The organism is Paucibacter sp. PLA-PC-4, from assembly GCF_026241155.1.
Lineage (GTDB): Bacteria > Pseudomonadota > Gammaproteobacteria > Burkholderiales > Burkholderiaceae_C > Roseateles_E.
Window position 1 is genome coordinate 94,777 of record NZ_JAPFGP010000007.1, and the last position, 22,503, is coordinate 117,279.

The 22,503-nt window shown below is 65.5% G+C and carries 21 protein-coding genes; 17 read left to right on the forward strand and 4 right to left on the reverse strand.

Features of this window, described 5'->3' with window-relative positions; all coding sequences use genetic code 11:
• Window positions 1-3: 3 nt before the first annotated feature.
• Entirely contained in the window at window positions 4-1,518 is a 1,515-nt protein-coding gene (locus tag OOZ63_RS12545) for an NAD(P)H-hydrate dehydratase (RefSeq protein WP_266005830.1), read from the reverse strand.
• A gap of 9 nt (window positions 1,519-1,527) precedes the next feature.
• Window positions 1,528-2,865 carry an FAD-dependent oxidoreductase gene (locus tag OOZ63_RS12550; protein ID WP_266005831.1) on the reverse strand — a complete coding sequence of 446 codons (1,338 nt, stop codon included), beginning with the start codon at window positions 2,863-2,865 and terminating at the stop codon, window positions 1,528-1,530.
• Window positions 2,866-3,146: 281 nt separating this feature from the next.
• Here OOZ63_RS12550 and rpsB point away from each other — a divergent pair, with 281 nt between their 5' ends.
• The 16 genes from rpsB to OOZ63_RS12630 all read left to right on the forward strand — a co-directional run bounded on the left by rpsB (window position 3,147) and on the right by OOZ63_RS12630 (window position 18,163).
• Window positions 3,147-3,893, forward strand: a complete 747-nt coding sequence (gene rpsB, locus OOZ63_RS12555; RefSeq protein ID WP_137941764.1) for a 30S ribosomal protein S2 — start codon at window positions 3,147-3,149, stop codon at window positions 3,891-3,893.
• 114 nt (window positions 3,894-4,007) lie between these two features.
• Window positions 4,008-4,904 carry a translation elongation factor Ts gene (tsf, locus tag OOZ63_RS12560; protein ID WP_266005832.1) on the forward strand — a complete coding sequence of 299 codons (897 nt, stop codon included), beginning with the start codon at window positions 4,008-4,010 and terminating at the stop codon, window positions 4,902-4,904.
• Between the two features lie 111 nt (window positions 4,905-5,015).
• Window positions 5,016-5,726, forward strand: a complete 711-nt coding sequence (gene pyrH / locus OOZ63_RS12565; protein ID WP_137941766.1) for a UMP kinase — start codon at window positions 5,016-5,018, stop codon at window positions 5,724-5,726.
• Window positions 5,727-5,771: 45 nt separating this feature from the next.
• A complete protein-coding gene (gene frr, locus OOZ63_RS12570; protein WP_266005833.1) occupies window positions 5,772-6,332 on the forward strand; it encodes a ribosome recycling factor in 561 nt (186 codons plus the stop codon).
• Window positions 6,333-6,346: 14 nt separating this feature from the next.
• Window positions 6,347-7,075, forward strand: coding sequence for a polyprenyl diphosphate synthase (gene uppS, locus OOZ63_RS12575; protein ID WP_266005834.1), 729 nt, complete (start codon window positions 6,347-6,349; stop codon window positions 7,073-7,075).
• Window positions 7,076-7,077: 2 nt separating this feature from the next.
• Window positions 7,078-7,929 carry a phosphatidate cytidylyltransferase gene (locus OOZ63_RS12580; RefSeq protein ID WP_266005835.1) on the forward strand — a complete coding sequence of 284 codons (852 nt, stop codon included), beginning with the start codon at window positions 7,078-7,080 and terminating at the stop codon, window positions 7,927-7,929.
• Window positions 7,926-9,122, forward strand: coding sequence for a 1-deoxy-D-xylulose-5-phosphate reductoisomerase (locus OOZ63_RS12585; RefSeq protein ID WP_266005836.1), 1,197 nt, complete (start codon window positions 7,926-7,928; stop codon window positions 9,120-9,122). The genes OOZ63_RS12580 and OOZ63_RS12585 overlap by 4 nt, the downstream gene beginning before the upstream one ends.
• Entirely contained in the window at window positions 9,119-10,498 is a 1,380-nt protein-coding gene (rseP, locus tag OOZ63_RS12590; RefSeq protein ID WP_266005837.1) for an RIP metalloprotease RseP, read from the forward strand. Before OOZ63_RS12585 ends, rseP begins: the two co-directional genes overlap by 4 nt.
• A 36-nt stretch (window positions 10,499-10,534) precedes the next feature.
• A complete protein-coding gene (bamA, locus tag OOZ63_RS12595; RefSeq protein ID WP_266005838.1) occupies window positions 10,535-12,811 on the forward strand; it encodes an outer membrane protein assembly factor BamA in 2,277 nt (758 codons plus the stop codon).
• Window positions 12,811-13,320, forward strand: a complete 510-nt coding sequence (locus OOZ63_RS12600) for an OmpH family outer membrane protein (protein WP_266005839.1) — start codon at window positions 12,811-12,813, stop codon at window positions 13,318-13,320. The genes bamA and OOZ63_RS12600 overlap by 1 nt, the downstream gene beginning before the upstream one ends.
• Window positions 13,317-14,363, forward strand: a complete 1,047-nt coding sequence (gene lpxD, locus OOZ63_RS12605) for a UDP-3-O-(3-hydroxymyristoyl)glucosamine N-acyltransferase (RefSeq protein ID WP_266005840.1) — start codon at window positions 13,317-13,319, stop codon at window positions 14,361-14,363. Before OOZ63_RS12600 ends, lpxD begins: the two co-directional genes overlap by 4 nt.
• Window positions 14,364-14,371: 8 nt before the next feature.
• Entirely contained in the window at window positions 14,372-14,812 is a 441-nt protein-coding gene (gene fabZ / locus OOZ63_RS12610) for a 3-hydroxyacyl-ACP dehydratase FabZ (protein WP_266005841.1), read from the forward strand.
• Window positions 14,813-14,832: 20 nt separating this feature from the next.
• Window positions 14,833-15,621 carry an acyl-ACP--UDP-N-acetylglucosamine O-acyltransferase gene (gene lpxA / locus OOZ63_RS12615; protein ID WP_266005842.1) on the forward strand — a complete coding sequence of 263 codons (789 nt, stop codon included), beginning with the start codon at window positions 14,833-14,835 and terminating at the stop codon, window positions 15,619-15,621.
• A gap of 4 nt (window positions 15,622-15,625) precedes the next feature.
• Window positions 15,626-16,765 (forward strand): lipid-A-disaccharide synthase, encoded by a 1,140-nt coding sequence (gene lpxB, locus OOZ63_RS12620; protein ID WP_266005843.1) that lies wholly within the window; start codon window positions 15,626-15,628, stop codon window positions 16,763-16,765.
• Window positions 16,734-17,372 carry a ribonuclease HII gene (rnhB, locus tag OOZ63_RS12625; RefSeq protein ID WP_323055745.1) on the forward strand — a complete coding sequence of 213 codons (639 nt, stop codon included), beginning with the start codon at window positions 16,734-16,736 and terminating at the stop codon, window positions 17,370-17,372. The genes lpxB and rnhB overlap by 32 nt, the downstream gene beginning before the upstream one ends.
• Window positions 17,369-18,163 (forward strand): TrmH family RNA methyltransferase, encoded by a 795-nt coding sequence (locus OOZ63_RS12630; RefSeq protein WP_266005845.1) that lies wholly within the window; start codon window positions 17,369-17,371, stop codon window positions 18,161-18,163. Before rnhB ends, OOZ63_RS12630 begins: the two co-directional genes overlap by 4 nt.
• On the opposite strand, the gene OOZ63_RS12635 is transcribed toward OOZ63_RS12630, so the two are convergent.
• Both OOZ63_RS12635 and OOZ63_RS12640 read right to left on the reverse strand, forming a co-directional pair.
• Complete coding sequence (locus tag OOZ63_RS12635; RefSeq protein WP_266005846.1) at window positions 18,152-19,027, reverse strand: DMT family transporter; 876 nt, start codon at window positions 19,025-19,027, stop codon at window positions 18,152-18,154. The genes OOZ63_RS12630 and OOZ63_RS12635 overlap by 12 nt on opposite strands.
• Before the next feature lies 1 nt (window position 19,028).
• The gene (locus tag OOZ63_RS12640; RefSeq protein WP_266005847.1) at window positions 19,029-19,850 is read right to left on the reverse strand and encodes a pyruvate, water dikinase regulatory protein; all 822 of its coding nucleotides are present in this window, start codon (window positions 19,848-19,850) and stop codon (window positions 19,029-19,031) included.
• Window positions 19,851-20,049: 199 nt separating this feature from the next.
• Here OOZ63_RS12640 and ppsA point away from each other — a divergent pair, with 199 nt between their 5' ends.
• Entirely contained in the window at window positions 20,050-22,458 is a 2,409-nt protein-coding gene (gene ppsA, locus OOZ63_RS12645) for a phosphoenolpyruvate synthase (RefSeq protein ID WP_266005848.1), read from the forward strand.
• Window positions 22,459-22,503 lie beyond the last annotated feature (45 nt).

Sequence of the window (22,503 nt, forward strand, 5' to 3'; positions counted from 1 at the left end):
TGCTTAGTCCCGGGCATGCAGCGCGTGCATGCTCTCAATCAGATCGGCGGCCCTGAGCGGGCCGCTTTTTTGTGTGTCGCCCGCCAGCCCGTGCCAGTAGGCGGCGGCGCAGGCCAGGGCATGGGTAGCTGCCGGGTCTTCGCCGCCATACTGCGCCCACAAGCCGCCCAGCCAGCCGGCCAGCACATCGCCGGTGCCGGCCGTTGCCAGCGCGGCATTGCCGCTGCCATTGATGGCTGGTGCCTGCTGCGGGCTGGCGATCACTGTGCCCGAGCCTTTGAGCAGCACGGTACAGCCGAATTCCTGGCTCAGTGCCTGCGCGGCACCGAGCCGGCCGGCCTGTACCTCGGCGGTATCGATGTGCATAAGTCGCGCTGCCTCCAGAGGGTGCGGGGTCAGCAGGGTGGGTCGACCCAGGGTCTGGCGCGCGCGCAGCAACTGGCGCAGATGGGAGTCTGCTGCGATGGCATTGAGCGCGTCGGCATCCAACACCAGGCGGCGTGCGTGCCGCAGTAGATCGGGCAGCGGGGCCGCGATCGCCGCGCCGCCGCCGCAGCCTGCCACCACGATATGGCGCTGCCAGCTATCCGGAAACTGCAGCAGCGATTCCGACCAGTTCATCAGCTCTGGCCGGTCCTGTGGCGCAGCGACCCCGGCCTCGGCCTGCAGCAAGCAGGCATAGACGCGGCCGGCGCCTGCCGCCAGGGCTGCGCGCGCCGCCAGCCAGGCGGCGCCGCGCATGCCAGCGGCACCGCCTACCACCAACACATCGCCCCAGCTGCCCTTGTGACTGGCGTGCCCGCGCGGTCCGCTGAGCCGCCGCCAATCGCGCAAGGCCTGCCGCCCCAGCAGCTGTGCATCGGCGCTTCCGGCTGGAGCTTGGCCCAAATCGTCCCACCAGATCTCGCCGCACAGGCTGCGGCCCTCGGCCGTGAACATGCCGGGCTTCAGGGTCAGCAGCGCCAGCGTGTGCTGCGCCTGCACGCTCAGCAAGGCTCTGCCGCTGTCGCCATCCATGCCGCTGGGCAGGTCGACCGCCAACGTCGGCGCAGGGTGGTGGTTGAGCAGGCGAATCGCTTCGGCAACGGTGCTGTCGGGGGCGCGGCTCAGCCCCAGGCCCAGCAGGGCGTCGATCAGCAGATCGGCCTTGGGCGCGCTGGTCGGTAGCACGGTCTCAATCGCCAGGCCGGCTGCCTGCGCCTGCTGCAAGGCCCAGGCGGCATCGGCTGCTGCGGTGCGGCCGGCACCGCCGCACAAGCTGATGCGCACCTGCTTGCCTGCGGCCTGCAGTAGCCGGGCGGCCACCAGGCCATCACCGCCGTTGTTGCCGGGTCCGCACAGCAGCCAAATATGGCGGGCATGCGGCTGCAGCGCCAGCGCCAGCTTGGCGACGGCCGCGCCGGCGCGCTGCATCAGCTCGTGAGGCCGGGTCGTCTGCAAGGCCTGGGCCTCGATCGTGCGGCTGCTGACCGTGCGATACAGCGGCAGGTGATCGATCGATCGCAGGGCGGGGCGCATGGGGGCAGATTAGCGCAAACGGCCGATGTCCAGGCCTTCGATATCGACGCCCGGCGACCGACCCGCGAGCTGGTCGGCAAGCACGCGTGCCGAACCGCAGGCCAGCGCCCAGCCGCTGCTGCCGTGGCCGAGGTTCAGCCAGATGCCGGCCGCGCCGCTGGCGCCCAGCACCGGTGGGCCGTCGGGCAGCATCGGGCGTGCGCCCTTCCAGCGCTGTGTCTGCGTTGTGTGTGTGGCTCCGGGAAACCAGTCGTGCAACACCCTGTGCAGGGTTGCGATGGCCTTGGCATTAAAGGCAGCCGGATCGCCGCCGAGCTCGGCGCTGCCGGCCACGCGCACGCGCTGGCCGATTCGGCTGATCGCGATCTTGTAGCGCTCGTCCATCAGGCCGGCACGCGGGCCCAGATCGGGATGGGCTTCGAGCTGGCGCAGCGGCGCGGTGATCGAGTAGCCGTGCACAGCGGCCAGTGGCAGTTTCAGGCCCAGTGGGCGCAGCAGCGCGGCCGAGCCCATCGCGGCGCAGACGACGATGGCATCGAAGCGCTCGTGCTGCGGCTCGATCGGCTGGGGCAGGGTGGATGGGCCTTCGCGGCTGGTGGCCTCGTTGCGCACGATCTGGCCTTCGTCGGGCGGCGTGTACTCATGCACCAGCAGCGGCGTGCTGCCAGGCTCGATGCGGCGCACCGTCGTGTGGAAGCGAAAGCGCACGCCCAGTCGCTGGGCTTCGCCGCGCAGCAGATGGGTGAACTGGCGGCAGTTGCCGACCTCGTCCTGCGCCAGATGAATGCCGCCGGCCAGCGCGGTGTCCGGATTCAGGCCGGGCTCGACGGCCCGGCACTGGGCGGGGTCTAGCAGCTTGTGGGCCACACCCAACTCGCCCAGCAGCTGCAGGCCCGGCTGAGCGGCGGCCAGCTCGCGCGCGCTGCGCAGGAGCACCAAATAGCCGTCGGCGCGCTCGTAGTCCAGCTTCAGTTGTTGGCGCAGAGTGCGCAGGCGCTCGGCGCTGTAAGCCGCCAGCCCATGCATGCGGCGGCGGTTTTTTGCATGGGTTTTTGGCTTGCAGGCCCGCAACCAGCGCCACAGCCAGGCCAGTGTTGCGGCGCTTGGCGGGCCGCCCAGCCGCGCCGCGGCATGGCTGGCGAACAGCTGGCGCAGCAGCTTGCTCGGCATGCCCGGTGCGGCCCAGGGGCCGACATAGCCGGGTGCGACGATGCCGGCGTTGGCAAAGCTAGTCTCCGCCGCAACGCTGCCGCTGCGCTCGAATACGGTGACCTCGTGGCCGTCCGCACCGAGCTCATAGGCGGTGCTGACGCCGATGATGCCGGCGCCTATGACTGCGACGCGCATCTCAGTGTCCCCGCTTCTGGTCGACAGGCTCGGCAGCCACGGTGTGTTGCATTGGGTCGGCGGCTCGCACGGAGTCGCTGTGCAGGCCTTGCGGGGCGCCGCTCAGGTTTTGGGGCATGGGTCGTGTATACTCTTTGGGTTTTGCTGCTTGCAAGTCTGCTCATTCCGGGCGGGCGGCAGTGCAAAACAAATCGCAAACCGGCTATCGAAAGGTGTTGCTGCTGCTTGAAGTGTGCAGGGCAATTCGAGCCGGATTTTAGACACAACCTTCGGAGTTACCCATGTCCGTTACGATGCGCGAAATGCTGGAAGCCGGCGTCCACTTTGGTCACCAAACCCGCTTCTGGAACCCCAAGATGGCCCCGTATATCTACGGCCATCGCAACAAGATTCACATCATCAACCTCGAGAAGACGCTGCCCGCGTTCGAAGAGGCGATGAAGTTCGTGCGCCAACTGTCTGCCAAGCGCGGCACCGTGCTGATGATCGGCACCAAGCGCCAAGCCCGTGAAGTCATCGCCCTGGAAGCCCAGCGCGCTGGCGTGCCTTATGTCGACCAGCGTTGGTTGGGCGGCATGATGACCAACTTCAAGACGGTCAAGGGTTCGCTGAAGAATCTGAAGGACATGCAAGCCCAGGTCGATGCCGGCACCCAGCCCGCGATCAAGAAGGAAGCGCTGATGTTCCAGCGCGACCTGGCCAAGCTGGAGAAGAATATCGGCGGCATCCAGGACATGGGCGCCCTGCCGGACGCGATCTTCGTGATCGACGTCGGCTATCACAAGATTGCAGTGGCCGAGGCCAAGAAGCTGGGTATTCCTGTGATCGGCGTGGTTGACACCAACCACTCGCCCGAAGGTATCGACTACGTGATCCCCGGCAACGATGACTCGGCCAAGGCCGTGGCTCTGTATGCCAAGGCTGTGGCCGACGCGGTGCTGGAAGGTCGTGCCAACGCCGGCAACGAGTTGGTGCAAGCTGTGGCCCCGGCCGGCGACGAGTTCGTGGAAGTCAGCGAAGGCGCTTAAGCCTTCAGCGCCTAGGCGAGAGGGGGCTGAGTTCAGCCCCCTTTTTTCAAAGCAAATGCAAAAGGGTGCGGTGGGGCGAAAGCACACGGCACTCGCAAGAAACGGAGAAAGAAAATGGCTGCTATTACCGCAAGCATGGTCGGCGAGCTGCGCGCCCGCACCGATGCACCGATGATGGAATGCAAGAAGGCGCTGACCGAAGCCGAAGGCGATCTGGTCCGTGCCGAGGAAATTCTGCGCGTCAAGCTGGGCAACAAGGCCGGCAAGGCCTCGTCGCGCGTGACCGCCGAAGGCGTGGTTGCCACCGCAGTGGTTGGTGCCAATGGCGCGCTGTTGGAAGTCAACTGCGAGACCGACTTCGTCTCGAAGAACGATGCCTTCCTGGCTTTCGTCAACGCCTGCGCTGGCCTGATCGCCGAGAAGGCGCCGGCCGACGTGGCTGCGCTGTCGGCCCTGCCGCTGTCGCAAGAAGGCTTCGGTCCGACCGTAGAAGACGTGCGCAAGGGCCTGATCGGCAAGATCGGCGAGAACATGTCGATCCGCCGCTTCCAGCGCTACGCCTCCGGCGCCAAGCTGGCTTCTTATCTGCACGGCACCCGCATTGGTGTGGTGGTCGAGTTCGAAGGTGACGAAGTCGCCGCCAAGGACGTTGCCATGCACATCGCTGCGATGAAGCCGGCCGCGCTGTCGTCGGCCGATGTGCCGGCCGAGCTGGTCGAGAAGGAGCGCAAGATCGCTGCCGAGAAGGCTGCCGAGTCCGGCAAGCCTGCCGACATCGTCGCCAAGATGGTCGAGGGTTCGGTGCAGAAGTTCCTGAAGGAAGTCTCGTTGCTGGACCAGGTCTTCGTGAAGGCTGCCGATGGCAAGCAGACCGTTGGTGCGATGCTCAAGGACAAGGCCACCACCGTAAAGGGCTTCACCCTGTACGTGGTGGGCGAGGGCATTGAGAAGAAGGTGGATGACTTCGCCGCCGAGGTGGCCGCTCAGGTGGCCGCCGCCAAGGGGCAATAAGCCCCGGCAGAAATAAAGGGCGCCAGTGGCGCCCTTTACACTTGTGCCCGCGACTTTGGACCCACGAGGTCTGGAAGAATCGCGGCACGCAACAGCATTGACGAGGTAAGAATGCCCGCGCATAAACGCATCCTGCTCAAACTCTCCGGCGAGGCTCTGATGGGCGACGACGCCTACGGCATTAACCGCGCCACGATCGTGCGCATGGTGCAGGAGGTGCGGGAGATCACGCAAATGGGCGTCGAGGTGGCTGTCGTGATCGGCGGCGGCAACATCTTCCGCGGTGTCGCAGGTGGCTCAGTCGGCATGGATCGCGCCACCGCCGACTACATGGGTATGCTGGCTACAGTGATGAATTCGCTGGCCCTGGCCGACACGATGCGCCAAGAAGGCATGACGGCCCGCGTGATGTCGGCCATTGCGATCGAACAGGTGGTTGAGCCCTATGTGCGCCCGAAGGCCTTGCAATACCTCGAAGAGGGCAAGGTGGTGATCTTCGCGGCCGGCACCGGCAACCCTTTCTTCACGACCGACACCGCCGCCGCGCTGCGCGGCGCCGAAATTGGTGCCGAGATCGTACTCAAGGCCACGAAGGTGGACGGTGTCTACAGCGCCGACCCCAAGAAAGACCCGAACGCCACGCGCTATTCGCGCATCAGCTTCGACGAGGCCATCGCCAAGAACCTGCAGGTCCTGGACGCCACCGCCTTCGCGCTGTGCCGTGACCAGAAGCTGCCGATCAAGGTGTTCAGCATCTTCAAGCCGGGTGCGCTCAAGCGCGTCGTGATGGGCGAAGACGAAGGCACGCTGGTCCACGTGTGAGGCGGGTCCCGCGTTAGAGACTAAGACAGAGCAAGGTCAAGAATCATGAGCACTGCAGATATCAAGAAGACGGCCGAACAGAAGATGGCCAAGTCGGTGGAGTCCTTCAAGAGCGAGTTGCAGAAAATCCGCACCGGTCGCGCCCACCCCGGCATCCTCGACCAGGTCAGCGTTGACTATTACGGCTCCATGGTGCCGATCTCCCAGGTGGCCAATGTCACCTTGGTCGATGCACGCACGATCAGCGTCCAGCCCTGGGAAAAAGGCATGGGTGCCAAGATCGAGAAGGCGATCCGGGAGTCGGATCTGGGACTCAATCCCGCCTCCCAGGGTGATCTGATCCGTGTGCCGATGCCGGCACTGACCGAGGAGCGCCGCCGCGACCTGACCAAGGTGGTGCGCAATGCCGGTGAAGACGCCAAGATTGCGGTGCGCAATCTGCGCCGCGACGCCAATGAGCAGGCCAAGAAGCTGCTGAAGGACAAGCTGATCACCGAGGACGATGAGCGTCGCAGCACCGATGAGGTGCAGAAGCTGACTGATCGCACGATCGCCGAGATCGACAAGCTGATCTCCGGCAAAGAAGCCGAGATCATGGCGGTTTGAACGGAAGCGCTGCGGTGACTTTCGAGAGCAAGGCGGTCCCCCGCCACATCGCCATCGTGATGGATGGCAATGGCCGCTGGGCGAAGAAGCGCTTTCTGCCGCGCTTCTTTGGCCATAAGCAGGGCGTCGATGCCCTGGTGAAGGTGGTGCAGGCGTGCATCGACCGTGACATCGAGTATCTGACCGTGTTCGCGTTCTCCAGTGAGAACTGGAAGCGGCCCAGCGATGAGGTTTCGGGCCTGATGGGCCTGGTGCTGGCGGCGGTGTCGCGATACCTGGCGCGCATGGGCGCGATGGGGGTGCGCATCCGCATCGTCGGCGACCGCGAGGCGGTGTCCGACAAGCTGCGCAATGCCTGGAACGAGGCCGAGGCATCAACGCGCCACAACAGCAAGCTGACACTCAATGTCGCCTTCAACTATGGCGGTCGCTGGGATATTTTGCAGGCCACCAAGGCTGCGATCAAGGCCGGTGTGCCTGCAGAGGAGATGACCGAGGCCAAGCTCAGCGAGTTCATGGCGATGAGCTACGCGCCCGACCCGGACCTGTTCATCCGCACCGGTGGCGAGGTGCGCATCAGCAACTTCATGCTCTGGCAGGTCGCATACACCGAGTTCGTGTTCTCCGACTGCCTATGGCCGGAGTTCGGCGAGGCCCAGCTGGATTCGGCAATCGCTGCGTTCCGCGCGCGTGATCGGCGCTTTGGTGGCGTCAAGGAAGTGCCGGCTGCGGTTGGCGCCTGAGCATGCTCAAACAGCGTATTCTCACAGCCCTGGTGCTGCTGGCGGTCCTGCTGCCGGCCCTGTTTGCGGCCTCGCCCTGGCCGTTCGCGTTGCTGACCTTGGTGATGATTGCCGCTGCCGGCTGGGAGTGGTCGCGGCTCAACGGGCTGCCCGGCGTGCCGGCCCTGTTGTTCGGCGCCGGTATTGCCGGCCTTTGTGCGGGTACCTTGCTGGCCTTGGGGCTGAGCGCGCCGCCCGCCTGGTGCTGGTGGCTGGCGGCCTTGATCTGGGTGCTGGGTGGGGCCTATGCGCTGCGCGGTGGGCCGCTTGCCTGGCCGCAGGCCTCCAAAGCACTGCGTCTGATTCTCGGCGCGCTGGCACTGTGGGCCGCCTGGCTGGCGATGGCCCAGGCCAAAGCCGTTGGCATTAATTTCCTGCTATCCATCTTCTGCCTGGTCTGGATGGCCGATATCGCAGCCTATTTCGGCGGGCGAACCTTCGGCCGGCGCAAGCTGGCGCCGGCGATCAGCCCCGGCAAGAGCTGGGAGGGGGTCTGGACCGGCATGCTGGGCGTGCTGCTGCTGGGCTTCGCCTGGGCTTTTGGCGTCGATCGCCAGCTGGCGGTCGACTCGCCCAGCCTCTACCAGCTCCTGCTGCGAGGTCAGGCCTTACCTGTTGGCATGCTAGCCCTGCTCTTTCTGAGCTGCATGAGTGTGGTTGGCGATCTGTTCGAGTCCCTGATCAAGCGGGCCGTCGGTGCCAAGGACAGCAGCCAGCTGCTGCCCGGCCATGGAGGTGTGCTGGATCGGGTCGATGCCTTGCTGCCGGTGTTTCCGCTGGCCCTGGCCCTGAGTTCTCTGAGTCACCTGAAATGAATCTGTCCCAACGTCAGCGTGTTTGCGTGCTCGGCGCCACCGGCTCGATCGGCGTCAACACCCTGGACGTGTTGGCCCGCCACCCGGACCGCTACGAGGTGTTTGCGCTCAGTGCGATGAGCCGGGTCGACGAGCTGGCCGCGCAATGCCTGCAGCACCGGCCCCGTTTTGCCGTGTTGCCCGATCCGGTCCTGGCGGCCCAACTGCGCAGCCTGCTGCGAGAGCAGGGCTTGAAGACCGAGGTGCTGGACGGCCCGAACAGCCTGGCGGAGATCGCCGCTCACCCCGAGGTCGATGCGGTGATGGCCGCCATTGTCGGCTCTGCCGGTCTGGCGCCGGCGATTGCCGCCGCGCGCGCCGGCAAGAAGCTGCTGCTGGCCAACAAGGAAGCCATCGTGCTGGGCGGCGCGCTGTTCATGCAGGCGGTCGAGCAGGGAGGCGCCCGGCTGCTGCCGATCGATAGCGAGCATTCAGCCATCTTCCAGTGTCTGCCCGAGGATCGCTCGACCTGGCACCAGCGGCTTGACCACATCGTGCTGACCGCGTCCGGCGGCCCTTTCCGCCAACGGGATCCGGCCAGCCTCTCGGCCGTCACGCCCGACGAGGCCTGTGCCCATCCGAACTGGGTGATGGGACGCAAGATCTCGGTCGATTCGGCGACCATGATGAACAAGGCGCTGGAGGTGATCGAGGCGCGCTGGCTGTTCGGCCTGAAACCCGAGCAGATCAAGGTCGTGATCCATCCGCAGAGCATCATCCATTCGATGGTGGTGTGCCGCGACCAGTCGGTGCTGGCCCAGCTTGGCACGCCCGATATGCGGGTGCCGATTGCCTATGGCCTGGCCTTCCCGGAGCGGATTGCCACCGGTGCCAAGACCCTGGATCTGGTCGGCGGGCCCTCGCTGACCTTTGAGGAAGCCGATGCGATTCGTTTCCCTGGCCTGCACCTGTCCTGGCAAGCCTTGCGCGCCGCCGAGGGTGCGACCGCTGTGTTGAATGCCGCCAATGAGGAGGCGGTTGCCGCCTTCTTGGAGCGGCGCCTGCGCTTCGATCAGATCCACCAAATCAACCAGCGTAGCCTTGAAGAGCTGCATCCCGAGGCCGGTGAGTGCGCTAGCGTCGAAGGCCTGCTGGTGCTTGACCAGCGCGCCCGCCGTCATGCGCGGGCGCTGATGCAGGAGCTGGCCGCGTGATGATCACGATCCTGGCTTTTTTGCTGACCCTGGGCGTGCTGATCGTCGTGCACGAATGGGGTCATTACCGTGTGGCCAAGGCCTGCGGCGTCAAGGTGCTGCGTTTTTCGGTGGGCTTCGGCCGCGTGATCTGGCGGCGCCAGAGTGGGCCCGATGCCACCGAGTTCACCTTGTCGGCCTTGCCGCTGGGCGGCTATGTGCGCATGCTCGACGAGCGCGAAGGCCCGGTGGCGGCGCACGAGCGTGCCCAGGCCTTCAACAACAAGCCGCTGCGCCAGCGCGCCGCCATCGTTGCGGCCGGTCCGGTGGCGAACTTCCTGCTGGCGATCGCCCTGTTCGCAGCGGTCAATCTGATGGGCGTGGACGAGCCCAAGCCGGTCCTGGGCGCGCCGATCGCCGGCAGCTTGGCCGAGCGCGCCGGCATGCGCGTTGGTGACTGGGTCCAGGCGACCTCGCGCGATGGCCAGGACTGGACCGAGCTGCAGTCTCTGCCCGAACTGCGCTGGCAGCTGACCCAGGTGCTGTCCGATGGCGGCAAGCTGCATCTGAGCGTCAGTGATGCGAAAGGCCACGGCCGGCGCGTGCTGGTGCTCGACACCGAGGCCTTGCGTGGCCGCGAACTCGATGCGCAGCTGATGCGCGAGGTAGGCCTGGGCGGCGCCTTCAGCGAGCCGGTGCTAGGCGAGTTGGTGGCTGGCGGTGCCGGCGAGCAGGCGGGGCTGCGGCGCGGCGACCGGGTGCTCAGCGTCGATGGCCGGCCGGCCGGCGATGCGGCTGCGCTGCGCGAACTGATCCGCGCCAGCGCCCAGGGCGTCGAAGGTGAGCGGGCTCCCGCGATGCAGTGGCAGGTCGAGCGCGCGGGCCAGGTCTTGATGCTGGAGGTGCGTCCGCGCATCGTCAACGATGCCGGCCAGCGCCTGGGGCGCATCGAGGCCATGCTGGGTTCGGCGCCGGAGTTGGTGACGGTCAGCCATGGGCCGCTGGACTCTCTGTGGCTGGGTGCCAAACGTACTTGGGACGTCTCGACGCTGACCTTGACGACCTTCGGCCGCATGCTGATCGGCGAGGCTTCGCTGAAGAACCTCAGCGGGCCGATCACGATTGCCGATTATGCGGGCCAGTCTGCCAAGCTGGGGCTGACCCAGTACCTCAGCTTTCTCGCCCTGGTCAGTGTCAGCCTGGGCGTGCTGAACCTGCTGCCGCTGCCGATGCTCGATGGCGGACACCTGATGTATTATCTTTTTGAGGGTTTGAGTGGCCGCCCCGTTTCGGAATGGTGGCTCCGGCAGCTGCAACGCGCTGGCGTGTTGGTCATGCTGCTGATGATGACTCTGGCCCTTTCCAATGACATGGCCCGCCTGCTGGGCCTGCACTGATCTCACATGTCCTCATCTCATTGCAAGTCTGCGCTGATGCGCCCGTCAATCCTGGCTTTGGCGTTGGCCGCCGCGCTGCAGTCGGGCGCAGCCTGGGCCGTCGATCCTTTTGTGCTGAAGGACATCCGCGTCGAGGGTCTGCAGCGCACCGATCCCGGCACCGTGTTCGCATCGCTGCCCTTTCGCATCGGTGACACCTACAACGACGAGAAGGGCGTGGCGGCGCTGCGCGCGCTGTTCGCGACCGGCCTGTTCAAGGATGTGCGCATCCAGATCGATGGCGACTCGGCCGTGGTCGTTATCGAGGAGCGGCCCATCATCGCCAATGTCAGCTTCATCGGCCTGAAGGAGTTTGACACCGAGGCCTTGACCAAGTCATTGAAGGACGTTGGCATCGGCGAGGGCAAGCCCTTCGACAAGGCCCTGGCCGACCGCGCCGAGCAGGAGCTCAAGAGGCAGTACCTGACTCGCAGCCTGTACGGCGCCGAGGTCAGTACGACCATCACGCCGCTGGAGCGCAACCGCGTCAACGTGAGCTTTGCCGTCACTGAGGGTGAACCGGCAAAAATCGGCGAGATCCGCATCCTCGGCTCCAAGGTGTTCTCGGAGAGCACCCTGACCGGCTTGCTGGAGCAGACCACCAGCGGCTGGCTGACCTGGTACACCAAGACCGACCGCTACTCGCGTGCCAAGCTCAACGCTGATCTGGAGACCCTGCGCTCCTACTATCTGAACCGTGGCTATCTGGAGTTCGCCGTCACCTCGACCCAGGTCACGATCTCGCCGGACAAGCAGAGCATCAATGTCGCAATCACCGTCAACGAAGGGCAGCCCTACACGGTGACCGAGGTGAAGCTCGAAGGCGAGTTCCTCGGCCGCGAGGAAGACTTCAAGAGCCTGATCGCGCTGAAGCCGGGCGAGCCCTATCGCGGCGAGGCCGTGGCCCAGACGACCCGCCTCTTTACCGATCTTTACGGCACCTACGGCTATGCCTTCGCGCGCGTGGAGAGCAGGCCCGAGATCGACCGTGCCACCGGCCAGGTGGTCGTGACATTTGTGGCCGAGCCGCAGCGCCGCGTCTATGTGCGCCGGGTCATCATCTCCGGCAACACGCGCACTCGCGACGAGGTGATACGCCGCGAGTTCCGTCAGTTCGAGTCGGCCTGGTATGACGGCCGCCGCATCAAGGCTTCGCGCGACCGCGTCGAGCGCCTGGGCTATTTCAAGGAAGTCGAGATCGACACCACCGAGGTGCCTGGCGCGCCTGACCAGGTCGATGTGACGTTGACCGTCGAGGAGCGCCCGACCGGCAACATCATGGTCGGTGCCGGCTACTCCAGCGCCAACAGCCTGTCGCTGTCAGGTTCGATCAAACAGGACAATGTGTTCGGTTCGGGCAACTACCTGGGTATCGAGGTCAACACCGCGAAGACCGGCCGTGCGCTGGTGCTCAGCACGGTGGACCCTTACTTCACGGTTGACGGCGTTTCGCGGGCGATCGATCTGTTTTACCGCACGACCAAGCCGATCAACACGCTGGGCGAGGAGTACGAGTTGGTCAGCCATGGTGCCGCTGTGCGCTTTGGCGTGCCCTTCTCCGAGGTCGATACTGTGTTCTTCGGCCTCGGCTATGAGCTGACCCGGATCACCACCTCAGCTGGCCTGCCAAATAGCTACTTCCTGTTCCGCAACCAGTTCGGTTCGTCCAGCATGGCAATCCCATTGACGATAGGCTGGCAGCGCGACGACCGCGATAGCATCCTGTCGCCGACTTCTGGCAAGTACCAGCGCGTCAATCTGGAGCTCAGCGCGGTCGGAGATTCCCGTTATGCGCGTGCCAATCTGCAATACCAGCACTACATCCCGCTGGGCAACAAGTTCACGCTGGGCCTGAACGGCGAGCTGGGCTGGGGCAAGGGCCTTGGCGGTCGCCCCTACCCGATCTTCAAGAACTTCTATGCCGGCGGTCTGGGTTCGGTGCGAGTCTTCGAGGCGAATTCGCTCGGCCCGGTCGACGTGACCGGCTCCTATTCAGGTGGCAGCCGCCGCATCAATGTCAACGCCGAGCTGTATGTGCCCGTTCCAGGTGCAGGCAATGACAAGACCTTCCGCTTGTTCGGCTTCATGGATGCCGGCAATGTGTGGCGCGATGGTGAGAAGATCACCGGCGACTCGGTACGGGCCTCGGCTGGTATCGGTTTGAGCTGGCTCTCTCCCATGGGGCCGTTGAAGATGAGCTATGGTTCGCCGGTGCGCAAGAAGCCCACGGATAGAATCGAGAAATTCCAATTCCAGATCGGGACTGCATTCTGATGAAGAGCAAGCTGTTGAAATCGGTGGCCTTGGCTGCCATGGTGTGTGCATCGACCCTGTCGGCGCAGGCGCAAGAAGTGAAGATCGGCTACGTCAACAGCGAGCGCGTGATGCGTGAGGCCAACCTGGCCAAGGCAGCACAGCTCAAGCTGGAGGCCGAATTCGGCAAGCGCGAGAAAGAGCTGAAGGATCTGGAAACCAAGCTGCGCGGCGCCGCCGACAAGCTGGAGAAGGATGCCCCGACTCTGGGCGAGGCCGAGAAGACTCGCCGCCAGCGCGATCTGGTCGAGGCTGACCGCGACCTGCAGCGCAAGCGCCGCGAGTGGCAGGAAGATCTGACGCAGCGCAAGAACGAAGAGCTGTCGGTGCTGGTCGACCGGGCTAACAAGGTCATCAAGCAGATCTTCGATGCCGACAAGTACGACCTGATCGTGCAGGATGCGCTTCACGCCAGCAACCGCATCGACATCACCAAGAAGGTGATCGACGCGCTCAACTCGCAGAAGTGAGCTTCAGCGCCGCGCTGAACGAAGTGATCGCCGCCCTGGGCGGCGATCTTGTTGGTGCCTCCGATCTGCGCATCGCGCGCATAGGACCGCTTGAGGGCGCGGACGCCGCCACCATCGCCTTTTTGGCCAACCCGCGCTACCGCTCGCAGCTGGCGGCCACAGGGGCGGGCTGCGTGATCGTGGGTCCGGCGATGGCTGAGGCCGCCGCCGAGCGCGGCGGTGCCTACATCGTCACGCCCGATCCCTATCTCTACTTTGCACGGCTGACCCGGTGGTGGGCCGTGCGGGTGCGTCCGTCGGCCCCGGCGCGCATCCACCCAAGCGCGGTGATCGATCCCGATGCCGAACTGGGTGAGGGCGTGGACATCGGAGCGCTGGCCGTGATCGAGGCCGGGGTGCGCATAGCTGCCGGTGCGCGCATCGGCGCGCACTGCGTGCTCGAGCGTGGCGCCAGCGTCGGCGCCGACAGCCGATTGGCGCCGCGCATCACGCTGGGCTTTGATTGCCGCATCGGCGCGCGCTGCATCGTGCACAGCGGCGCCGTGATCGGCGCCGACGGCTTCGGCTTCGCGCCCACAAAATCGGATGACGGGCAGGGCCGCTGGGAGAAGATCGAGCAGCTCGGCGCGGTTGTCATCGGCGACGATGTCGAGATTGGTGCCAACAGCTGCATTGACCGCGGTGCGCTCGGTGATACGGTTCTCGAAGACGGTGTCAAGCTCGACAACCTGGTGCAGATCGGCCACAACGTGCGCGTCGGCGCCCACACGGCGATGGCCGGCTGCGCCGGCGTGGCCGGCAGTGCCGTCATCGGCAGGCATTGCACCGTAGGCGGCGGCGCCATCGTGCTGGGGCATCTGAGCCTGGCGGATGGCGTGCATGTCTCGGCCGCCACCGTTGTGACCCGCTCGATCACCAAGCCCGGCACCTATAGCGGCGTATTTCCCTTCGACGACAATGCGAGCTGGGAAAAGAACGCCGCCACATTGAGACAATTGCACGCGCTGCGTGAGCGCCTGCGGGCGCTGGAAAAGAAGTTATGACGACATCCATGGACATCCATCAGATCCTCAAGAAGATCCCGCATCGCTATCCGCTGTTGCTGGTTGATCGCGTGTTGGAAATCGAGAAGGGCAAGCGCATCCGCGCGCTGAAGAACGTCAGCATCAACGAGCCGCATTTCCTCGGCCATTTCCCGCACCGTCCGGTGATGCCCGGCGTACTGATGCTGGAAGCGCTGGCCCAGGCCGCCACGGTCCTGACCCTGGTGAGCCTGGATGCTGAGCTGGACGACAAGACGGTTTGCTATTTCGCCGGCATTGACGGTGCGCGCTTCAAGCGCCCGGTCGAGCCGGGCGACCAGCTGGTGCTGGACGTCACCTTGGATCGCGCCAAGGCCTCGATCTACAAATTCACCGGCAAAGTCTGGGTCGGCGATGAGCTGGCCTGCGAGGCCGAGCTGATGTGCACGATGCGGCGCATCGACTGCTGAACTCGCCGGAGCGCCGCGCCATGTCCAACATCCATCCGACGGCACTGATCGACCCCAAGGCCGAGCTGGACAGCTCGGTCCAGGTCGGCCCCTACACCGTCGTCGAGGCCGGCGTGAAGATAGCCGCCGGAACGACCGTGGGTGCGCACTGTGTGCTGCAAGGGCCGACGACGATTGGCCGCGACAACCAGATCTACCAGTTCTGCTCCATCGGCGCGGCGCCGCAGGACAAGAAGTACGCAGGCGAGCCGACGCAGCTGATCATCGGCGACCGCAATGTGGTGCGCGAGTTCTGCACCTTCAATCGCGGCACGACGCAAGACGACGGCATCACCGCACTGGGCGACGACAACTGGATCATGGCCTATGTGCATCTGGCCCATGACTGCAAGGTTGGCAGCAAGACCATCTTCGCCAACAACGCGCAACTGGCCGGCCATGTGCATGTCGGTGACTGGGCCATCCTGGGGGGCTTCACTGTTGTTCATCAGTTCGTCCACATCGGCGCGCACAGCATGACGGCGATGGGCTCCATCCTGTTCCAGGATCTGCCGCCCTTCATCATGGCGGCTGGCAACACGGCCGAGGCGCGCAGCTTCAACCAAGAAGGCCTGAAGCGTCGTGGCTTCACGCCTGAACAGATCAATGCGGTCAAGCAGATGTACCGCATCCTCTACCGCCGCGGTCTGACCGTGGCCCAAGCCGAGATCGAGATGGCCGGCCTGCAGGCTTCGCACCCCGAGGCCAAGGACACGGTGCAACTGATGCGGGACTTCCTGCACACCGCCACCCGCGGCATCATCCGCTGACACCATGAACGACACCGCGCCCCGCTTTGGCATGGTGGCCGGCGAGGCCTCCGGTGATCTGCTCGGCGGCCTGCTGCTGGCGGGCCTGCGCCAGCGCTGGCCGGACTTGGTGGCCCAAGGCATCGGCGGCCCGCGCATGGCGGCGCAGGGCTTCGAGGCCTGGTGGCCGCACCACAAGCTCTCGGTATTCGGCTATGTCGATGCCTTGCTGCATCTGCGCGAGATCTTGGCGATCCGCCGGCAACTCGGTGGCCGGCTGCTGGCCGATGCGCCGCGTGCCTTCATCGGCATCGACGCGCCCGACTTCAACTTCGCGCTGGAAGCGCAGCTGAAGGCCGCCGGCATCAAGTCCATCCACTTCGTCTGCCCCTCGATCTGGGCCTGGCGCGGCGAGCGCGTCGACAAAATCCGCCGCTCGGTCGATCATGTGCTGTGCCTGTTCCCTTTCGAGCCCGAGCTGCTGCAGCGCGCCGGCATCGCGGCGAGCTATGTAGGCCACCCGTTGGCCGATGCGATTGCGCTGGAGCCGCCCAAGGCGGCCAGTCGCGCGGCGCTGGGTCTGGGCGAGGGCGATACCGTCGTTGCCCTGATGCCGGGCAGCCGCAAGAGCGAGATCCGTTATATCGCCGCACCGCTGCTACAGGCCGCACTGCTCATGCAGCGCGCGCGGCCTGAGCTGCGCTTCGTCATGCCTGTGGCGCCGGGGCTGCGCGAGCTGATCACGCCGCTGCTGCCGCCGGGGCTGGACCTGCTGCTGCTCGACGGCCGATCGCACGAGGCGCTGGCCGCCTGCGACATCACGCTGGTGGCCAGCGGCACGGCGACTCTTGAGGCGGCGCTGTTCAAGCGCCCGATGGTGATTGCCTACCGCATGCACTGGCTCAACTGGCAGCGCATCAAGAGCCGGCGCTACCAGCCTTGGGTGGGCCTGCCCAATGTGCTGGCCCAGGAGTTCCTGGTGCCCGAGCTGCTGCAAGACGAGTGCACACCGGCGGCCCTGGCACGCGAGGGCCTGGCCTGGCTGGACGATGGTGCGCGCTACGCGCGAGCGCAAGCGCGCTTCCAACAGCAGCACGAGACCCTGCGCCGCAACACGGCTCAACTGGCCACCGATGCGATCGCGAAGGTCATCGGTCATGCCTGAGTCCATGCCGCAACAGCTAGGCCTGAGCTGGGACGCGCCCGGCTTGATCGCGGGTGTCGACGAGGCTGGCCGCGGCCCGTTGGCCGGGCCGGTGGTGGCTGCGGCGGTGATCCTCGATGAGCTGCACCCGATCTTGGGCCTGGCCGATTCCAAGGTGCTGACCGAGAAGAAGCGCGAGCGCCTGTTCGACGAGATCCGCGCAAAGGCGCTGTGCTGCTGTATCGCCGAGGCCAGCGTCGAGGAGATCGATCGGCTCAATATCCTGCAGGCGACGATGCTGGCGATGCGCCGTGCGGTCGAGGGCCTGCGGCTCAAGCCCACCAAGGTGCTGGTCGACGGCAATCGCCTGCCGGTGCTGAAAATTCCGGCCGAGGCCATCGTCAAGGGCGACTCGAAAGTGCAGGCGATCTCGGCCGCCTCCATCCTGGCCAAGGTCACGCGCGACCGCCAGTGCCTTGCCATGCACGAGCTGCATCCTGCCTATGGCTTCGCCGGCCACAAGGGCTATCCGACCGCCGACCATCTCGCGGCCCTGCGCGCACACGGCGCGTGCGCCTGGCACCGGCGCAGCTTCGGCCCGGTGCGACAGCTGCTGGAATCCTCATGAGCCAAGTTCTGCACATCACCTCGCGCGACAACCCGGTGCTGCAGCGCCTGCGTAAACTCTCGCATGACGGCAGCGCGTACCGCCGGCTGGGCTCGGTCTGGCTGGAGGGCGACCATCTGGCGCGCGCCTGCCTGCAGCGCGGCCATGCGGTGAGCCTGGCGGTGGTGACCGAGACCGGCTATGCCCAATCGCCCGCGCTGCAGGCCTTGGCCGATGCCGCGCCCAAAGTGCTGGTCGTGCCGGACGCCCTCTTCAAGACACTCAGCGGCCTGGAGTCGCCGGCGCAGATCGGTTTCGAGGTCCCGTATGCCGGGATGGGGCCCCAAGCTCAGGTCCTGACGCCGGGCCTGGACTCGGTGGTGCTGGACCGGCTGCAGGATGCCGGCAATGTCGGCACGATTTTGCGCAATGCGGCGGCGATGGGCTTTCGCCAAATCCTGGCCCTGAAGGGCACTGCAGCGCTGTGGAGTCCCAAGGTACTACGCGCCGGCATGGGCGCGCATTTCGGCCTGCGCCTGATCGAGGGCTTGGCTCCATCCGATCTCGACGCGTTGGCCGTGCCCCTGGTCGCGACCAGCTCGCATGCCGGCCAGCAATTGCATCAGTTGCAGCTGCCCAATCCCTGCGCCTGGGTCATGGGCCATGAAGGGCAGGGCGTGCAGCTCGAGCTGATGCAGCGCTGCGCCCTGACCGTGGGCATCCCACAGCCCGGCGGCGAGGAGTCGCTGAATGTCGGCAGCGCGGCGGCGATCTGCCTCTACGAATCGGCGAGGCAGCGGCTACAAGGCTAGCGCGATCACGCCGCCGGCGATGCAGCCGGCGCCCAGCAATCGCCAGTGGCGCTCGTCCTCCTTGAGCAACTGCCCGCCCAGTAGGGCTGCGATCAGCATCGACAGCTCGCGCATCGGCGCCACCCGTGACAGCGGTGCCATCTGCATTGCGTACAGCACGAGGATGTAGGCCAGCGGGCTGCACACGGCCATCAAGAGCACGTACGGCCATTGGCGGCGCAGTGCCGGCATGAAGCCGCTGGCGTCGCGCAGCACCTGCGGCAGTGCGAAAGGCACGCGCAGCACATTGCACAGCCAGTCCAGCAGCAGCGGCGAGAGCAGCAGCACCTTGACCGAGTAGGCGTCGACGACGGTATAGGCGCAGATCAAGGCGCCGGTCAGCGCGCCCCAGGCCAGGCCGAGGGATCGGCGTCGGGCTGACTGCTGATCACCCCGACGCCACAAGCCGGGACCGGCCGCGATCAGCACAATTCCGCCGACCACGCCCAGCAGGCCCAGCGTGCCTGCCAGGCCCAGGCGCTCGCCGAAAATCAGCACTGCGGCCATGGCCGACAGCGCCGGCCCGCTGCCGCGCGCTACCGGGTAGACGATGCTGAGATCGGAGGCCCGGTAGCCAGCCAGCAGGGCGTTGAAGTACAGCAGGTGCAGCACGGCGCTCAGCAGCACGGCCAGCCAGGCCGTCAGCGACCAGCGCGGCAGTTCGTCCCAGCCGAGATACAGAGCCAGCGGCGCCCACAGCAGGCTCACGGCCAGTGCGCTGGCGAGTACGAAGTGGTGGTTGCCGTCGGCCTTCTTCGCCCCCAGATTCCAGATGGCGTGCAGCAGGGCCGCGGCTAGCACCAGGGCCAGCGCGGAACCGGGCACCTCAGTAGATCAGCCGATCTGGCCGGATGTCCCGCAGGATCGTCGTCGCGATTTCCTCGATGGACTTGTGGGTCGATGACAGCCAGGCGATGCCGTCGCGCTTCATCATCTTCTCGGCCTCATTGATCTCGTAGCGGCAGTTCAGGATGTCGGCGTACTTGCTGCCTGGACGGCGTTCGTTGCGGATCTGCGAGAGCCGCTCCGGGTCGATGGTCAGCCCAAAGCACTTGCTCTTGTGCGGCGCCAGCGAGGCGGGCAGCTTGCCTCGCTCGAAGTCTTCGGGGATCAGCGGGTAGTTGGCGGCCTTGACGCCGTGCTGCATGGCCAGATACAGCGAGGTCGGTGTCTTGCCGCTGCGCGAAACGCCGACCAGTATCACATCGGCCACATCGAGGTTCTTGGCCGACTGGCCGTCATCATGGGCCAACGAAAAGTTGATGGCCTCGATACGGTCGTGATATTCCTGACTGCGAGCAATGTCGGAGAAGCGGCCTACCCGGTGGTTGGACTTGACTTCGAACTCGTCTTCCAGCGGCTCGATGAAGGTGCCGAACATGTCCAGCACGCGGCCGGTGCAATGGTCACGCATGATCTTCAGCACATCGCGGTCGACAAGGGTCGCGAACACGATGGCGCGCTTGCCCTCGCGCTCGCCGGTCTCGTTGATCTCTCGCACCACCGCATAGGCCTTCTCTGCCGTGTCGACAAAGGGGCGGCGCACATGGCGCGGCTTGGTCGGAAACTGGGCCAGGATGGAGTTGCCGAAGGTCTCGGCAGTGATGCCGGTGCCATCCGAGACGAAATACACGGTGCGATTGGGCATAGGGTGCTGCTTCTAAGTGCCTGGACATCATAGTGGCGCTTGCCCGTAGAATCGGCCTGAACATCCCGCGACGCCCATTGCCCATGCAGCCCGCCCGCCTCCTACAAGAATCCAGAAATGGTGGAGCCGTGGCTGTGCGCGTCCAGACCGTGAATCTCACGGTGGGAGCCCCGAATTTTCAACATCACGGAGCCTTCCCATGTCTGCACGTTTTGAGTCGACCGCCCTGGTCGTCCCGTTTGAACATCTGAGAATGAGCGATGTCGAGGTCGTTGGCGGCAAGAACGCCAGCCTCGGCGAAATGATCTCGCAGCTCTCCGCCACCGGTGTGCGTGTGCCCGGCGGCTTTGCCACCACGGCCCATGCCTTCCGCGAGTTCCTCAAGTACGAGGGCCTGGATAAGCGCATCGAAGCCCGCTTGTCTTCTCTGGATACCGACGACGTGCGCGCGCTGGCTGAGGCCGGCGCCGAGATCCGCGGCTGGCTGGAGGCGCAGCCCTTCCCGGCCGAGCTGGAAAAAGCCATTCGCAGCTCGTTCGCGCAGCTGACGGCCGACAACCCCGGCGTGTCCTTTGCCGTGCGTTCCTCGGCCACTGCCGAAGACCTGCCCGACGCCTCGTTCGCCGGCCAGCAAGAGACCTTCCTGAATGTGATCGGCATCGAGGAGGTGCTGCACAAGATGAAGGAAGTGTTCGCTTCGCTGTACAACGACCGTGCGATCAGCTACCGCGTGCACAAGGGCTTTGCCCATGCCGATGTCGCGCTGTCGGCCGGCGTGCAGCGCATGGTGCGTTCCGACCTGGGTTCGGCCGGCGTGATGTTCACGATCGATACCGAGAGCGGTTTCAAGGACGTGGTCTTCATCACATCGAGTTACGGTCTGGGCGAGACGGTGGTGCAGGGCGCCGTCAACCCAGATGAGTTCTATGTTCACAAGCCGGCTCTGAAGGCGGGCAAACTGCCAATCATCCGACGCAACCTCGGCTCCAAGCTGATTCGCATGGAGTTCGCTACGCCGCAGGAGAAGGCCGCCTCTGGCAAGCTTGTCAAGACCGTGGACACCGTGCCTGAGGCGCGCAACCGCTACTCGCTGACCGACACCGAGGTGATCGAGCTGGCCAAGTACGCGATGATCATTGAGCAGCACTATGAGCGCCCGATGGACATCGAGTGGGGCCGTGACGGCGTCGATGGCCAGATCTACATCTTGCAGGCACGGCCCGAGACGGTGAAGAGCCAGGCCGAGGGTCAAGCCGAGCTGAGCTACAAGCTCAAGGGACACAGCGCGGTGCTGACCGAGGGGCGGGCGATCGGCCAGAAGATCGGCACGGGCCCGGTACGCCTGGTCGAGAGCATTGCCGATATGGGTCGCGTCCAGCCCGGCGATGTGCTGGTCACCGACATGACCGACCCGAACTGGGAGCCGGTGATGAAGCGTGCTGCCGCCATCGTCACCAACCGCGGTGGCCGCACATGCCACGCCGCCATCATTGCGCGCGAGCTGGGCATCCCGGCCGTGGTCGGCTGCGGCGACGCGACCGAGAAGCTCAAGGACGGCCAACTGGTGACCGTGGTCTGCTCCGAAGGCGACACCGGCTTCATCTACGACGGCCTGCTGGAGACCGAGATCAGCGAGGTGCATCGCGGCGAGCTGCCGTACTGCCCGATCAAGATCATGATGAACGTCGGCAACCCGCAGCTGGCCTTCAACTTCGCCCAGATGCCCAGCGCCGGCGTCGGCCTGGCGCGGCTTGAATTCATCATCAACAACAATATCGGCGTCCACCCCAAGGCCATTCTCGACTACCCGAACATCGATGCCGACCTGAAGAAGGCGGTGGAGTCGGTGGCGCGGGGCCATGCCTCGCCGCGCGCCTTCTATGTGGACAAGCTGGTCGAGGGGGTCGCGACGATCGCGGCCGCCTTCTTCCCGCGCCCGGTGATCGTTCGTCTCTCCGACTTCAAGAGCAACGAGTACCGCAAGTTGATCGGCGGTTCGCGTTACGAGCCCGATGAAGAGAACCCGATGTTGGGCTTCCGCGGCGCCTCGCGCTATATCAGCGGCGAATTCTCCGACGCCTTTGCGATGGAGTGCGAGGCCCTCAAGCGTGTGCGCAACGAGATGGGCCTGACCAACGTCGAGATCATGGTGCCTTTCGTTCGGACCGTGAAGCAGGCGGCGCGCGTGGTCGAGATGCTGGCCGAGCGCGGCTTGAAGCGCGCCGCGTCGGGCGGCCAGGACGGCTTGCGCATCATCATGATGTGCGAGGTGCCGTCCAATGCCATCCTGGCCGAAGCCTTCCTCGAACATTTCGACGGCATGTCGATCGGCTCCAACGACCTGACCCAGCTGACCCTGGGCCTGGACCGCGACTCGGGCCTGGAGCAGCTGGCTGGTGATTTCGATGAGCGCGATTCGGCCGTCAAGGCCCTGATCTCGCGCGCGATCACCGCCTGTCGCGCTACCGGCAAGTACATCGGCATTTGTGGACAGGGCCCCAGCGACCATCCGGACTTCGCCGACTGGTTGGCCCAGGAGGGCATCGTCTCGATCTCGCTGAACCCGGATTCGGTGATCGAGACCTGGCAACGCCTGGCCAAGCGCTGAGCCGCCGGACTCAGAAACAAGAGCCCGCAGTTGCGGGCTCTTGTC

What these genes read in the sequence shown, in the direction of transcription:
- OOZ63_RS12585 (WP_266005836.1), top strand. Translation starts at nt 7,926, where the DNA reads ATGAATCTGTCCCAACGTCAGCGTGTTTGCGTGCTCGGCGCCACCGGC.
- ppsA (WP_266005848.1), top strand. Translation starts at nt 20,050, where the DNA reads ATGTCTGCACGTTTTGAGTCGACCGCCCTGGTCGTCCCGTTTGAACAT.
- lpxA (WP_266005842.1), top strand. Translation starts at nt 14,833, where the DNA reads ATGTCCAACATCCATCCGACGGCACTGATCGACCCCAAGGCCGAGCTG.
- OOZ63_RS12640 (WP_266005847.1), bottom strand. Translation starts at nt 19,850, where the DNA reads ATGCCCAATCGCACCGTGTATTTCGTCTCGGATGGCACCGGCATCACT.
- frr (WP_266005833.1), top strand. Translation starts at nt 5,772, where the DNA reads ATGAGCACTGCAGATATCAAGAAGACGGCCGAACAGAAGATGGCCAAG.
- OOZ63_RS12545 (WP_266005830.1), bottom strand. Translation starts at nt 1,518, where the DNA reads ATGCGCCCCGCCCTGCGATCGATCGATCACCTGCCGCTGTATCGCACG.
- rpsB (WP_137941764.1), top strand. Translation starts at nt 3,147, where the DNA reads ATGTCCGTTACGATGCGCGAAATGCTGGAAGCCGGCGTCCACTTTGGT.
- OOZ63_RS12550 (WP_266005831.1), bottom strand. Translation starts at nt 2,865, where the DNA reads ATGCGCGTCGCAGTCATAGGCGCCGGCATCATCGGCGTCAGCACCGCC.
- lpxB (WP_266005843.1), top strand. Translation starts at nt 15,626, where the DNA reads ATGAACGACACCGCGCCCCGCTTTGGCATGGTGGCCGGCGAGGCCTCC.
- rnhB (WP_323055745.1), top strand. Translation starts at nt 16,734, where the DNA reads ATGCGATCGCGAAGGTCATCGGTCATGCCTGAGTCCATGCCGCAACAG.
- pyrH (WP_137941766.1), top strand. Translation starts at nt 5,016, where the DNA reads ATGCCCGCGCATAAACGCATCCTGCTCAAACTCTCCGGCGAGGCTCTG.
- tsf (WP_266005832.1), top strand. Translation starts at nt 4,008, where the DNA reads ATGGCTGCTATTACCGCAAGCATGGTCGGCGAGCTGCGCGCCCGCACC.
- OOZ63_RS12630 (WP_266005845.1), top strand. Translation starts at nt 17,369, where the DNA reads ATGAGCCAAGTTCTGCACATCACCTCGCGCGACAACCCGGTGCTGCAG.
- bamA (WP_266005838.1), top strand. Translation starts at nt 10,535, where the DNA reads ATGCGCCCGTCAATCCTGGCTTTGGCGTTGGCCGCCGCGCTGCAGTCG.
- fabZ (WP_266005841.1), top strand. Translation starts at nt 14,372, where the DNA reads ATGGACATCCATCAGATCCTCAAGAAGATCCCGCATCGCTATCCGCTG.
- OOZ63_RS12600 (WP_266005839.1), top strand. Translation starts at nt 12,811, where the DNA reads ATGAAGAGCAAGCTGTTGAAATCGGTGGCCTTGGCTGCCATGGTGTGT.
- OOZ63_RS12580 (WP_266005835.1), top strand. Translation starts at nt 7,078, where the DNA reads ATGCTCAAACAGCGTATTCTCACAGCCCTGGTGCTGCTGGCGGTCCTG.